This window comes from Nonomuraea maheshkhaliensis (assembly GCF_039529435.1).
GTDB classification, from domain to species: domain Bacteria; phylum Actinomycetota; class Actinomycetes; order Streptosporangiales; family Streptosporangiaceae; genus Nonomuraea; species Nonomuraea maheshkhaliensis.
Genome location: NZ_BAAAMU010000124.1, coordinates 17488 through 31453, shown reverse-complemented (window position 1 = coordinate 31453; position 13966 = coordinate 17488). Strand labels below are relative to the sequence as shown.

At 64.2% G+C, this 13966-nt stretch carries 8 protein-coding genes, 1 tRNA gene and 3 pseudogenes; 7 read left to right on the top strand and 5 right to left on the bottom strand.

Going from position 1 to position 13966, the window contains the following annotated elements; genetic code table 11:
* Positions 1-135: 135 nt before the first annotated feature.
* The 3 genes from ABFX54_RS46110 to ABFX54_RS46100 form a co-directional block, all read right to left on the bottom strand.
* Positions 136-2409, bottom strand: a complete 2274-nt coding sequence (locus ABFX54_RS46110; RefSeq protein WP_346113382.1) for a tetratricopeptide repeat protein — start codon at positions 2407-2409, stop codon at positions 136-138.
* 180 nt (positions 2410-2589) lie between these two features.
* Positions 2590-3525, bottom strand: coding sequence for an FAD-dependent oxidoreductase (locus tag ABFX54_RS46105; protein ID WP_346113381.1), 936 nt, complete (start codon positions 3523-3525; stop codon positions 2590-2592).
* Between the two features lie 148 nt (positions 3526-3673).
* Complete coding sequence (locus ABFX54_RS46100; protein ID WP_346113380.1) at positions 3674-4963, bottom strand: NsdA family TPR-like regulatory protein; 1290 nt, start codon at positions 4961-4963, stop codon at positions 3674-3676.
* Positions 4964-5150: 187 nt separating this feature from the next.
* Between ABFX54_RS46100 and ABFX54_RS46095 the strand changes: the two genes are divergently transcribed.
* Positions 5151-5462 carry a hypothetical protein gene (locus ABFX54_RS46095; RefSeq protein ID WP_346113379.1) on the top strand — a complete coding sequence of 104 codons (312 nt, stop codon included), beginning with the start codon at positions 5151-5153 and terminating at the stop codon, positions 5460-5462.
* A gap of 198 nt (positions 5463-5660) precedes the next feature.
* Positions 5661-6077 (top strand): hypothetical protein, encoded by a 417-nt coding sequence (locus tag ABFX54_RS46090; RefSeq protein WP_346113378.1) that lies wholly within the window; start codon positions 5661-5663, stop codon positions 6075-6077.
* 462 nt (positions 6078-6539) lie between these two features.
* Here the strand turns inward: ABFX54_RS46090 and gltX are convergent.
* Positions 6540-7903 (bottom strand): annotated as a pseudogene (gltX, locus tag ABFX54_RS46085) (glutamate--tRNA ligase).
* A gap of 1410 nt (positions 7904-9313) precedes the next feature.
* Between gltX and ABFX54_RS46080 the strand changes: the two are divergent.
* The 4 genes and pseudogenes from ABFX54_RS46080 to ABFX54_RS57270 all read left to right on the top strand — a co-directional run.
* Complete coding sequence (locus ABFX54_RS46080) at positions 9314-9730, top strand: hypothetical protein (RefSeq protein ID WP_346113377.1); 417 nt, start codon at positions 9314-9316, stop codon at positions 9728-9730.
* A 42-nt stretch (positions 9731-9772) separates the two neighbouring features.
* On the top strand, positions 9773-10102 hold the full coding sequence (locus tag ABFX54_RS46075; protein WP_346113376.1) for a hypothetical protein: 330 nt from the start codon (positions 9773-9775) through the stop codon (positions 10100-10102).
* 455 nt (positions 10103-10557) lie between these two features.
* Positions 10558-10821 (top strand): annotated as a pseudogene (locus ABFX54_RS46070) (DNA-methyltransferase); the annotation flags it as partial.
* 222 nt (positions 10822-11043) lie between these two features.
* Positions 11044-12156, top strand: a pseudogene (locus tag ABFX54_RS57270) (recombinase family protein); the annotation flags it as partial.
* Between the two features lie 531 nt (positions 12157-12687).
* Here ABFX54_RS57270 and ABFX54_RS46060 read toward each other — a convergent pair.
* Positions 12688-12773 (bottom strand) — tRNA-Leu (locus ABFX54_RS46060).
* A 411-nt stretch (positions 12774-13184) separates the two neighbouring features.
* Between ABFX54_RS46060 and ABFX54_RS46055 the strand changes: the two genes are divergently transcribed.
* A complete protein-coding gene (locus ABFX54_RS46055; protein ID WP_346113373.1) occupies positions 13185-13748 on the top strand; it encodes a hypothetical protein in 564 nt (187 codons plus the stop codon).
* The last annotated feature ends 218 nt before the right edge of the window (positions 13749-13966 follow it).

Here is a 13966-nt window from a genome sequence, read left to right as displayed (position 1 = left end):
GACGGCATAGTCGAAGTCCGCAGAGCCTCACGCGAGAACCGAACTACACCACTCCCTGGGACGTGACCCGCCAGGGCAGGCTATGTCTCTACTTCGTCCCGTTGACGCTATGCCGCTTGGGTCGGCACGGCCTGACTAAGTCACTGGGGCCCAGTCGGTGGCTTCGCAGGAAGGAGGCAGGGACCGAGCAGCGAGCAGAGCCTTCGCTGTCTCATCAGTGTCGGGATGCTGCGGTCCTAGCACCTGACTACGACTATTTAGAACCCTTTCGAGCAGGTTTATTGCTGCGGTTCGATGTCCTTGCTCCGAGATCAGCACGCCCCAGTGATGTAGGTTGTCCAGGGTCACCTCGTGACTCACTCCGAGCACTTCTTCCACCGACCGTTGAACATCGCGGTACGCGTCGGCTGCAGCGGTGAGATTACCGCGTGCGTGCAAGAGGCGTGCCATGTTGTGGCGGCTGATCAAGGTATCGGGGTAAGCGCCGCCGAGAGTTCGTTCCTGTGCTGTCAAAGTGTCGCGCATGAGCTGTTCGGCAGCGTCGAGGTCGCCGCTTTCGAGCAGCGTGTCAGCCAGGTTCAGGCCCGCGCGGAGGGTGTCAGGATGCTCTTGGCCCAGAAGTCTTATACGGTCACGGTAATCCCTTTTCATGATGGACAACGCTTCAGCGTAGTGCCCCTGTAGGGAAAGGACGATGGCCAAGTTGCCTCTCGTGTGAGCAGTTTCTCGATGATTCTTTCCGAGAAGTCTCTCGCGTTTGAGTAGAACTTCGCGAAGCAAGTTCTCCGATTCCTTATAAAGTCCACGGCATTGCAGGATGGTGGCCAGATTGTGCTCGACACCGGCCACGATAGCCTCGCTCCGACCTAGCTTCGCGGCGGCGGCGATGGCGACCTCGCCCAACCGTTCAGCTTCCTGCCAGGCGTTGCTGAGTCGCAGCATTGCGACCAAGGGCGGCGCCAGCTCGAGCAGGCGCCGTTGGTCATGTTTAGGCTGCGTCGTCGAGTTGCTGAGGAGCGCTTCAAAATGTGCGGCTACCAGGCGCCAGATGGGCCAGTGGCTCGGGAGACGGAAGTCCAGCGTCCTGGCCCCTGCAGTGAGCATGTGTAGGGCCGCGTTCCAGTGAGATCTACTCCCCCGCTGAGACGCGGGAGTGTGCTGACGTATCGTCGTCGCGACCAGATCGTGCATCCGGATGCCCCGAGGTTCGGAAGGGGCGGACCAATCTATGAGCCCCATCCTGTCCAGGCCTTCCAAAGCCGCGACGTCTACGGCAGGAGTCTTCGCGCCTCGTCTACCCTTGACGGGAATCTCCGCGCGTAGCATCTCCGAAGGTACGACCTGCCCGCCAGCAAACTGGGCCAGTGTTCTCGCTACAGCCTGTGCGTGCGCGGTTCCCTGATCGGTGAGCGTGATCAGCGAAAGCTCCCACGTGCGTGTGATCATGTGACGTCCGTCCGCCTTGCTCCACGCCGGAGAGACAGGCTGTTCGGACACCGTGGAGGCGAAGTCGTTGTGCAGGGCGTTGAGGTAGGCGTTGAAGGTCCTGTGTCGGCTGCTTTTCGCGCCGATATGGATGCCGGCCAGATGTAACGCCAACGGTAGTCGGTTGAGCCGACGTCCCACCGCCAGCGCGGCAGCGCGATCGCTGTCACCTGGGACGAGGTCCATGAGGAGATCGGCTGCAGCATCGGGGGACAACGGGCCAAGGATGTGTAGCTCGCACAGGCGCCCCCATGTCGCCGGTGCCCTGTCTCGGGACGTCACGACGATGGAGCAGTTTCGGCTGGCTCGAATCCATCCGGTCCCGTCGGCGACATGGTCTCCGGCTATGGCCAGCACCGACTGCGGATCGTCGGCGTTGTCGATGATCAGCAGTCGGCCGCCGTCGGCCGCCGTTTGCTGGATGGCGTTCCAGAAGAGGTCCGCGGCGTTCCTGCGGCCAGACATGGCCTCGCGAATGGCCGGTTCCGGCACATTCAGCTCGTACTGTGCGATGCTCAGCATGGAGGTCATGAGGGTGACACGGTCGGCACCGTTCACCCACCAGATCGACGTGAACCTATCTCGCGAATCCTCGGCGAGTTTCAGGGCCAGTGTCGTTTTTCCGGTGCCGCCCAATCCCGCGATCACATGGACGTAGCTGGAGCCCGACGTAATGGCGCGGCCCAGTTGATCCAAAATTTCAACGCGTCCGTGTACTCGTGCTGGCAGGCGGCCTAAGGGTGGTTGGATCGAAGATGCCAGATGACCTGATGGGTGGGCCAAATGATCTTCTTGGAGAGGATCGGCAGCAGGTTTTTCGATCCCACGTCTCTGCGGCTTGGCGCGCATCTGGATAAAACCGGCAACCGCTGCTATGGGAATTCCCACGATCGTTGCTATGGCGCCTATGGCGTCCCAATCCATACATCAATGGTAGGCGGATAGTTGTACCCGCATCCAGAGGGCGGCGCATCTGATGGCTCCTCATCATGGAGGGCGCCTATTGGGCAGCTGGCACGAGCTGTATGGATGCGGACCGGCTTCTTAACGATCAATTCGCGTAGGTCGTGCCCGTTGAAGCAGTCCAGATAACCCTCGCTAAGGTCAGCCGATCATGCTCTGGATCTGATATGCGCAGCCCCAGGAGAGAGTAACCCCTGCTCCGCCGTGTCCGTAATTGTGGAGCAACTTGCGATCTGAATCCTCATCAACGCGGACGTAATCACGCGTGGGCCGTAGGCCAACGCGATGGTCGAGAACGCGGGCCTGCGCGAGTCGCGGTTCGACCGCACGGCAACGGGCGAGAATCGCATCGGCGGCCTGCTGATCGACGTCCAAAGAGTCGTCGCCGTTGATGGCGGTGCCGCCGAGGACGGCGATGTCACCGTGGGGGTAGATGCACAGCAGATCGGGCGACGTGCCGGTGTCCTCTGAGAAAAACTCGGTCAGACCGGGGTTGGTCACCACCACCTGCTGTCCGCGGATGGCGCGCACGCCAGGGTCGTGGGCGAGGGAGCGAGCCGACAGTCCTGTGCAGTTGACGATGGTGGCGGCCGGCTGTGCGTCCTCCAGGGAGGACAATGTACGAAGCTCGATGCTCACGCCGGCTGCATCGAGTCGACGCCGTTGGTAGCCGAGGTAGGTGGGCATGTCGATGAGCGGAACCGTGAACCGGTAGCCCGTCGTGAACCCCTCAGGGAGATCGGCGGGGGTGCACGTCTTGAAGCCGGGAAGCGTGGTGGCCCAGTCGGGCGGATTCTGGGCGGTGCGGGATGCCTCGATGCCGCTGGTGAGGCGGACGCCGGTGGCCGGGTCGGCGGCAAGCTCCTGGAAGGTCAGCAGAGACTCATAGCTCCACCGGTCGACCCTGTCCTTGGGCTCGACGAGGTAAGGACCCCACATGGCGCCCGCGGCCAGCGATATGACTCCCGGGAGTTCGGCGGTGATGACGTGCACGTTGTGGCCGGCTTCGGCCAAGACCACAGCAGTGGTCAGGCCCGAGACGCCGGCCCCGACTACGACAACGCGGTCAGAGGTCATATTCGGTGACTCTAACGCCGATCCGTCGCCTGCAAGGCGTGCTCCAGCCGGGGAAGAAAGCTGCGAACGTAGGGGTTGCGCTGTCGGCGGCGCAGGTCCACGGCCAGGCGCCGAAGCAGTTCCGTGCTGCGAGGTGAGCGGACGGTGCTCAGCCGTTCGGCGGCTGTCTCCCCGATATGGCAGGCGGCTTCGAGTTCACCCGTGCGCTGTTGCCGAGGGCGAGCCAGGCGCCCTCGTACAGGGCGCGCCGCTGGTGGGCCGCTTCCTGGCTCCGGTTGTGCGCACCGGTCTGCAGCAGCTCGATCCCCTGGTCGAGCAGAGTGCGTGCCTTCGTGGTAATGCCGTCGTCGTTGCGGGACATGCCCAGGTGGATGAGGGCATAGCCCGCCTGGCAGTCCAGGTGGTTGGGGGTGAGGAAGTACATCCAGCGCGGCTCGTGACCCGTGGGTGGCTGGTCCACAAGTTCGCGAGCCATGGTGCGGCTTCTCTCGAAGTCCGTGTGGCGGCCCGCCGTGGCGTACGCGAACGAGAGGCGGGAGAGGACCGAGGCCCGTACGGCGGGCGGGGCGGCGTCGCCTGCGCGGCGGGCCGCTTCCCCAAGGGTGATGGCGTCAGCGGGGTGATCGCGGCTGGCGGCCTGGAAGGACATGTCGGCGAGGATGTGGGCGCAGAGCGGCAGGTCGTTGACCTGGTGAGCGGCGCGCAGGGCGGTGACGAAGTAGCGCTGGGCCAGGCCATGGTGAGTGGCGTCGAAAGCCATCCAGCCCGCGAGCTGACCGACTTCCGCCAATGCTTGGAGAAGTCTGGCGGTCACGGCGGAGGAGCGGCCGCCCTCATGGAGCAGCAGAGCGATGCTGCGGAACTGGGCGCCGATGTAGCCGAGGTGGCGTGCGCCTCCGTGCTCGTCGTCGAGTGCTTGGAGCCGTGGCAGCTGGCTCTCGATCTGTTCGAGGAGGAACGCCTCGTTGGTGTCGGCAGGGGACTGTGAAAGGAAGCTGCCACGTCCGGCGGTGCCGTCGAGGTAGTCGGTGACGACGGCGGCCAGGCCCGACCCGGAAATGGCGAGGAACTGACGGCGGTCGACAAGCCCTCCAAGCACCCAATCCTCCACAATTTTCCATAGAGCTTGCGCGGTCCACGGCAGTTCCAGGCCGCCGCTCGCGGGGACGAGCATGGGCGAGTCCGGGGCACGTCCCTGCCACAGCTCGCCGACGGATATGACCCTCCCCGTTTCCTGGGAGAGCACGTACGCAGTCATTATCGGCAGGGGAGAGCGGGGTACGCGGGCGTGATCCCGCCAGTGGTAGGGAGCGGAGTCGGCGACGGTTCCCGGTCCGAAGACCTTGTTCAGCTTACGAGCCAGGGACTTCGGGCTCCATCCCAGTTCCGCCAGACACGCGGCGAGCACTGGGTTCGAGTGCTTGGGCTGCGGTGTCATGGCCGCTCACCTCGCTGTGGTGGGGGGTGGCTCGCATTTCGGAACCCCTTAATCATGTGCCCAGCCTGCAGTTTCGCGATGCGTCGCGCACGAAGTTGACCCAGTTGACCGGTTGACCACCTCGTCTCCCGCCTCCGTCCTGGGCTGTCGTAGAGGCAGCCGGAACGAGGCCACCGAGGAGGGATACGTGACAGTGATCGAGTCGACCGTGGTGACGAAGCCGACGTACCGAGTTGTCGTCGCTCTGCGGGACGGGTTCTACGGGGCGAGTTCGGGATCGGGGTTCAGCAACAGGGACTTCCTCATAGCGCTCACCCGGCTGCTTCCTCCCGGGTGCCTTGTCGTGATGCCTTCGAGAATCCAAGATGTGACACTGCCGCAGATGCTTACAATAATAGTGTGGCGCGGCTTTGGGCGAAGGAGCACAAAAAGCAACTGGATGCATGGAGTAAAGGTAAGGATATGCATCTTACTACACTGCAGGGAGACGGGGCCGTGAACTACCAATACAATTGGACGGCATGGTTTGATCGACTTCTTCCTGTAGCGCAAGACCTTTTCGAACAGAAGCAGCTTCGACGGCCCTATCTTCCCTCTGCGCCTTGCAGGGGAAAAGCTTGTTAGGGAGTTAGGTGGAGGCTGGAGCGAGCCGGTTGCTAGTCTGTCATATTTCTTTACCAAGGATGGCGTTCGCCTGATGGACCGTCTCTTGAGGATAGTTGCGACGCTAGTGATGATGACATCCGTCGTTAGTTGTTCGGTGTTAGGTATTGGTTGCGAAAAGAATGCAGCTCGAGATGTCGAAGAGTTGAAGCGCATTGTGCTGGCCTTATTGCCGGTATCGGTTTCCTCTACTATGCAAGAAGGTAACGGCTGCGACTCGGGCGATGGCGGTTATCTTCTATTTACTGCAGACAGGGAGACAAGTATTGATGGCCTTGAGAAGTCTTTTTTGGCAAAAGGGTGGAAAGAGATCAATCTGGCGCGCGATGATATAAGTCGTACGATTGTCGGTGGCGTTACCAAGCTGCATAACGGTCGAGATGTCAAAGTGGTCATTGGTTTGGCTGACGATTCCTCCAAAGTCAATATTTTTGTAACATATAGTGGGTAGGTGTATCTGCGCCTGTCGACATTCCATCCATGTAGGTCAAGACGCTTCTGAATACTCGTGGAGGACGCCGCCGACCAGGGCTGAAGCGTTCTCATGTGATGAGACCGAGTAGCTACAGTAGAGGCCGTCGGTTGGGTGGCTGCGGTAGTGATCGGTGGCGGCGACGATGTTGGTCCAGCCGATGAGGCGGGTCAGGCCAACGGCCCTGGCAGACGGGCCAGGTCGGCCTGCATGGCGAACAACTCGATGCACACCTTGCGAGTTCGGTGAGCAGCTTGTTGTACGCAGCCGTCAGCGCGGCGACGCTTACCTCGCCCGGGGGAGGCGGAGGTCCGCTGCCGTCACGCCATGCAAGGTGCCCGTCTCTGTCTTCGCGACGACCGGCCAGTAGTTCTTATGACAGAGCCATGCCATACCCCGCGTGACGCGTGATGGCCCGGCGCGGTCCTGAAGTCGGCGGAATTAAACGGTAAGCCGCAGCAGCGCGGCATCGAGGCGCGTCAGCGTTCGATTACGGCCGAGGATCTCCAAGGACTCGAACAGTGGTAGCCCGACAGTTCGCCCCGTGACCGCGACCCTGACTGGGGCCTGTGCCTTGCCCAGCTTCAGCCCGTGATTCTCGCCCACCGTCGTCAGCACGGTCTTCAGCTCATCGGCCTGCCATACGGCGTCGGCATAGGCAGCACGTACGTCACGCAACAGTTCCGTCGTGCCCGGCTTCATGGCCCTTGACCAGGACGGCTCGTCGAACACTGGCTCGTCCAGGAACAGGAAATCGACATAGTTTGTGATTTCCGACAGCAGCGTGAGGCGCGTCTGCGCCAGCGGAGCCATCTCCGCGAACACTTCAGCGTCGAACGCGTCGGCTCGCCACGGCGCATAGGGCTCGGCCAGCCACCGGGCGCAGGCGTCGATGAACTCCTCTGGTGACAGGGCGCGGATGTACTCGCCGTTGAACGCCGTCAGCTTCTTCACGTCGAAGAACGCTGGCGAGGTGTTCACGTCCTCGATCCGGAAGAGCCGCTCCATCTCCTCGTACGGCATGATCTCCCGGTCGTCGCCCGGCCCCAGCCCAGCAGCATCAGGTAGTTAACCATCGCCTCCGGGAGGAACCCGTCGGCCAGGTAGTCCTCCAGCGCCACCTTGTCGCGCCGCTTGGACAGCTTCTGCCGCTTGTCGTTGACGATGACCGGCAGGTGCGCCCATACCGGCGGCGTGGCTCCCAGGGCCTCCCACAGCAGTTGCTGCTTGGGCGTGTTCGACAGGTGCTCCTCGCCCCGGACCACCTGGGTGATGCCCTCATCTAGGTCATCGACCACGTTGGCGAGCAGGAACACCGGCGACCCGTCACCGCGGGCGATCACGAAGTCCTCGATAGAGGCGTTGGGGAAGATGGGCTTACCGCGGACGAGGTCCTCCACCACGGTCTCGCCCTCGTCCGGCGTACGGAACCGCAGCGCCCGTCCCTCGGAGAACCCCAGCCCCCGCTCACGGCAGAAGCCGTCGTACCCCAGATGCTCGGACCCGGTCCGCTCCTTGAGCTGATCGCGGGTGCAGTCGCAGTAGTACGCCCGCCCGGCCACATACAGCTGAAGCGCTGCTTCCGGGTGCCGCCCGGCGTTGTCGGACTGGAAGTACGTCCCCTCGAACGCCGGATCGTCGGCGCTGATCCCGATGGCCGCCAAGGCGTCGATGATGCCCTGTGTCCACTCGGGCCTGTTACGGGCCGTGTCGGTGTCTTCGATACGGAGCACGAAGGTGCCTCCGGATTGTCGCGCCACGGCCCAGTTGTAGAGAGCCGACCGCGCCCCGCCCACATGGAACATCCCAGTAGGAGAAGGCGCAAAACGCACGCGAACCGAAGACCTGGACACGCTGCACAAGCCTACCGGCCAGGTCAGGAGTACTTCAGTGATTTCTACGGTCGGGCCGCTGCTGCGGTCTGTGAAGCCGATAGCGGTGGCAACTGCAAGCGGCTGCGCGCGTTGGCAAACTGATCGTCTGTACGGGAGTCCGGCCACCGCCGGCTACCATCGCAGCCGTGTCGGGGACGAAACACTTCGGGCTGTTGCCGTCGAGGACGCCGAGTGACTGATGGTGATCCAAGCACGGTCCGCTCGGGTGCAATCTAGGTGGTGTCTCGCCGCGATCTTCTGGTGATCCGCGAACGGCACAGTGTCTCGCATGCTGCCCCGTCTATCAGGCTTGCTCTTATGTATGGTGGCCGCGCTGGCGGCGTGCGCCGTGGGGCCTGACTCCTCGCCGTCGGCTACCCCGAGCGTCCAGCAGGCGTCAGAGCCGGCTCCATCTCCCGTCGAGGTCAGTCTTCCGCCCGGCGTGCACCGGTATCAGGCCACGGAGCTGAGGCCAGGCGATTGCATCGACCCCTTGCCCGAGACGTCCCTGGTGACGGTCGTTCCGTGCGATCGGCCGCATGTGGCGGAGTTCGCCACCACGTATGTCATCCCTGACGGTCCGTTCCCGGGAGCGGGGGACATGCAGCGGCTGGCGGAGTTCGGGTGCACGCCGAGAATGCGGCTGGTGGAGAAGAGGAAGGACGAGGTCATCGTGAGCGGCCTCGTGCCTTCGGAGGCGAACTGGCCCCGGCACAGGACGATCTACTGCCTCGCGATCGCCGCCAGCCGCGGATCGTCGTTGGTTGGGCGGGTCATTTTGTAGTACGACATCCGGCGAGAGCCGGACAACGTGCTCAACAGATCCAATGGTTCTCTCGCGGCGACTGCAGACAGGGCCGAAGAACAGAGATCGAGGTTTTCGACGGGGACGTGTGATCGTTGTCCCGGCTCTTGCTTCACCACGCTCAAGCCAGTCGTACGCCGCCGGCCTTGGCCGGTCGGACGGCCAGTCGTCGGCCACTCGCCGGCCGATTGAGAGTGGCCGACCGTGACGGGGGTGCCGTCCCAGGTCGAAGGCGGAACAGGGCGGCCAGTGGGCGCCCCGACTGTACTGGCCTGTCCAGCATTGAGAAGTGGCGGGCTGCCTGCCGCACTGAATTAATCCAATTAATTCAACGTGCATATTATGAGTGCCGTCCTTGTTCCTTTGTTTTCCGCTTCGTTTTCAAGTGATTCAAAGATGGCTTATTGTCTAGGTTGGCGCTCTATTCCGGCGCCATTTCCTGGCTTCTGGATAATGGTAAAGAAATGCTCGATGTCGTTGATTCGCCCTCCAGTTCGCGATGTAATTGAAGTGAACAAAGGCAGTGCGGCGCAGAAATGGGCGTCGCGGAGATAGGGGAAATCATGTCGTACGCGGCTACCGGAAAGAGCGTTCCCGCCAACGTTCCGGGGGAGAGCCTGACGCCCGAGGACATGGCGCGGGTCACGTCGGAAGACTGGGCCGAACTGCGGCGGCTGGCGCGGGGCTACTGCCGTACGGTGGACGCCACGCGATCCCGTAAGCGAATGGACGGGAGCGCCACGATCATCAAGCAGGGGCACGCGCCCTTCGGCACCGACGACGTTTCGGATGACGTCACGCAGGATGCGGTGCTGCTCTTCGCGCAGCGGCTCCGGGCCATCTCCGCGTCCTGCCGCAACGCGCCTGAGAGCACCGCGGAGCAGCCCGTGTGGGTCTACGTTCGCCGGGATGGCGGTGAGATGACGATCTCCCGGACGACGCTCCACAGGTGAGCTGTGCGAGACGCCGCCGCGCGTAACGGCTACCGGGTCGACGTGCTTCCCGGCGAGGTCGAGGCCACGCCCAACGCCCAGGTCATGCGGCCCGTGCCGCGAACGGAGAACGTCACCCGGGCGGCTGCGGCGTTCTGCGCCGCCCAGAACAGCGCTGTCGTCTTCCGGCAGGCGTTCGGAGACGGTGAGGAATTCCCGGTCCTCCAGGATGTGATGGAGATCGCGGCGAAGGCCGATGATCTGGGACGGGCGGGGATCCTCAGCCAGGTTGCCCAGAAGCGGTACGGCGGCGCGTACGGTTCCCGGCGGGCCGTGATTCGAGCACGTGACGCCGCCCGCGGAATGGAAGGAACTGGCCGAGCGCATCGATGACGCCAGGAGCGACTTCCAGTACGACGGGTCCCCGGACGAGTAAGCGATGACGAAGAGGGCCTCAGAGAAACTCTGAGGCCCTCTTTTTATGTCGCTTTCGGCATGGGATACCTGCGGCGGAAAGTCTTCATCAGAGGTGGACGGCCGGACGGTTGGGATGGGGCGGCGGACGTATTTAAGTGAGAGCGAGAATCGCGACTTAGCGGCAGTCGCAACTGGCATCCAAGACACTTTCTAGCGGACGGATGAGCCGTTCCCGTCACCGTATTCAAGTGAACACATCGCTACGCCGCGCCCGTCCGCCGCTCTTCTCGCCTCGCGGCGCTTAAACAGCGCACGGCAAATACACCTCATCCAGCCCTGGCCGTCGTCCAGGCTTCATCACGCCTGGAGGTTTCTCATGAGCACCGCACTGTCCCACTGGCAGTCGGCATGCCGCCGCCCACCCAAGCGGCAGGAATCCGGGGGATGTCTGGTCGATCTCCACCCGCCCGCTACGCGCGGCACACTTCGCGGCCTTCCCCATCGACATCCCGCTCAAGGCCATCGCCGCCGGCTGCCGCCCCGGCGGCAAGGTCCTGGATCCGTTCATGGGCAGCGGCACCACCGGCATCGCCGCTCGGCAACTCGGCCGCACCTTCGCCGGCATCGAACTCAACGCCGACTACTGCGACCTGGCCCGCACCCGCATCACCGAGGCAGGTGGCCAGGGTGGCTGAACAGCTACAAAGGGCCTGCTCAGGGCCTCCGACAAAGGGTTCGGAGGCGTACCCTGCAGGGCCCGGATCGAAGGGGCATCTTCGCGAGCATCGGGAGCTGCGCGTGGAGATCCCCGAGACGTGTCCGGTACTGACCGCTGGAGCGGCACGTGCACTCCTGCGGATTCTCCAGAAGTCCAACGCCGCGCTGGCGGAGCGTCAGCCGGAAGAAAGGAAGCCTGAATGATCCCGTTCGCCTTCTGGGGCCGGGTGTCCACGGAGGACAACCAGGACCCCACCTCGTCGCGGAACTGGCAGCTGTCCCGGTCCCGGACCTTGATCGAGCCTCACGGGGGTGTGATCGTCGCGGAGTTCTTCGACATCGACAAGTCCCGATCGATCCCGCCGCAGCGCAGGCCGCGCGCTGGAAGCCTACTGGACGAGTTGAGCAACCCCACCCGAGGGTTCGACGCCGTCGTGGTCGGCGAACCGCAACGTGCCTTCTACGGCAACCAGTTCGGGCTGACCTTCCCGCTGTTCGAACACTTCGACGTCCCGCTGTGGGTGCCCGAGATCGGAGGCCCCATCGATCCGGCCAACGAGGCGCATGAACTGATCATGTCGATGTTCGGCGGCATCAGTAAGGGCGAGCGGAACCGCATCAAGCTGCGGGTCCGCACCTCGATGGCCGCACTCGCCCAGATGGAGGGCCGTTATCTCGGAGGGCGCCCGCCGTACGGGTATCGCCTGGTCGATGCCGGTCCGCATCCCAACCCGGCCAAGGCCGCGGATGGCAAGCGCCTGCGCCGCCTGGAGCCGGACCCGCTCACCGGCCCCGTCGTGCAGCGCATCTTCGCCGAGTTTCTCGGAGGCAGGGGGCTGCTCGCCGTCGCGGAGAAGCTCACCCGCGACGGCATCCTGTGTCCCTCGGCCTATGACAGGGCCAGGAACCGCCATCGCAGTGGGATCGCCTGGTCGAAGGCGGCGGTCCGAGCGATCCTGCTCAACCCTCGCTACACCGGTCGCCAGGTCTGGAACCGGCAGCGGAAGGACGAGGTGCTCATCGACGTCAATGACGTCGCCCTCGGGCACATGACCAAGCTCCGCTGGAACGACTCGGACAACTGGATCTGGTCCCAGCAGGCCGCCCATGAGGCGCTGGTCGAAGAGGAGACCTTCGCTCAGGTGCAGGCGCTGCTGTCGGCCCCTGGAAGCGCCCAAGAAGGACGCAAGCCGCGCCGGACTCCCCGCCCGTACATCTTTCGCGGACTGCTGTTCTGCGGCATCTGCGAGCGGCGCATGCAAGGCAGCTGGAACAACGACAAGCCGCACTACCGCTGCGTCTTCCCACGCGAGTACGCGCAGGTCAACCAACTCGATCATCCACGCTCTGTCTATGTCAGAGAGGAACTCATCGTCGAGCCCCTGGACACGTGGCTGGCCACGACCTTCGATCCCGAGCACCTTCCGGACACCATCCGGGCGATGGCCGACGCCCAGCTCGCCGACGACCACCGCCTGGCCGAAGCCGAATCCGTCCGCGAGGTCGTGGCCGAGTGTGAGCGCAAGCTGACCTCCTACCGCGCCCTCGTCGACGCGGGGAGTGACCCCGCTGTCGTCGCCGGATGGATCGCCGAGACGGAGGCGAGACGGAAGGTCGAGCAGATGCGCCTCGACCGGGTGATGAGCAAGATCCCGAAACGACTCACAGAAGAGGAGCTAGCCGCGATGGTGGCCACGATCGGAGACCTGCGCAGGGCACTCCGTAACGCGGATCCGAAAGACAGGGCCGAGGTGTACGGAGAGCTCGGACTGCGCCTGACCTATGAACCGGCCAGAAACGCAGTGATCGCCCAAGCTCAGCTTGGACGATCATGTACGGAAATGTGTCCGAGGGGGGACTTGAACCCCCATGCCCATCACTGGGCACTAGCACCTCAAGCTAGCGCGTCTGCCTATTCCGCCACCCGGACTTGGTGCCTGCACGCGGGACCGTCATCTCGCGTCGGCTCCGTAAGGTTAGCAAACTCTGAGCAGTGCGTCATACCAAGTATCGCGACCTTGCCGGCGACGGGTCTTCGCCCGCTCGAGCAGAGGCTCCGATGGGGTGGGCATGGGGGCTCGCGGAGGTGGGTGGGGTGGTTGGGGAGGGTTTGGGGTGAGGGTGGTTGGCCAAATTCTGGGTCTCGGGTGAAAAGCTCTTGCGGCAACCTTGAGTGCTGCTACGGTTACGGAACGTTGAGGGGTGAGTCCACGGACCGGCCTCACGTTGTGAGGCCGGTTCTGGATGCTCGGGAGGAATTGTGGCGCGTGAGGCGGTGTGGCGGCAGAGGGCTCAGGCCCTGGCTGTCCGCCGCCCTCGTGTGATCACCCCGGCGCAGGACGTGACCACCGATCGGGCTGACCGGATGGCGCGGTTCGCGGCCGGCGCTCGTCGGGTCGTCGTGCGGGCAGCCGCTGTCGGCGCCCTGGTGGCCACCGGCTGGCTGCTCGCTGTCCTGTTCGGCACGTTCACCGCCGCCCCGGCGGCCGCGGATTCCACCGCGGCGACAGGGAGGGCGGCGGACGCGAGTGCGGAGACGGGAGCGGCAGCGGCCACCACAGCGGCGGCGAGAGCGGCTCTGTCCGGGGTCGCGCAGCAGTCCCTCCTCGATCCCGGCCACGCCTCGGCGTCGGAGAACGCCGAAGCCATGGCCGGACGTACGGTCGACGGCCTCAACAGCCAGCAGGATCCTGGCCTGCCTGTACCTTCTTCCGCCGGAGAGATCCTGGACACCAATGGTCTGGTGCCCAACGGCGGTGGCAGCGGTCCCCTCGGGGCCGCGACCGGGGATGTCGCGCGGTCAGGGTTCGACCCGCGGCTCCAGGCTGGGCGCGCCCCCCTGGCGCGCCTGCTTCCCCCCGTCGTCCGCACAGCGGCGGACGACCCCTCCTTCTCACCCGACTGATTCCCCGCCTGATCCCAGGCCGGTCCCAGAGTCTGTTCTCCCGCCCGGTCCTCGGCTGGTCCTCGTGCGATTCAGCTGATCCCCCGTCGAGGGCCGCGGTCGAGTTCGAGCGGGTCCGGTACGTGGGCGCCGGGACATGGCCGACCGTAGGAGAGGTCGAGCCGAGCCGGCAGGCCGGAATCAGGGCAGAGCGGCGGAGCGTGGCATGAATCCCTCCG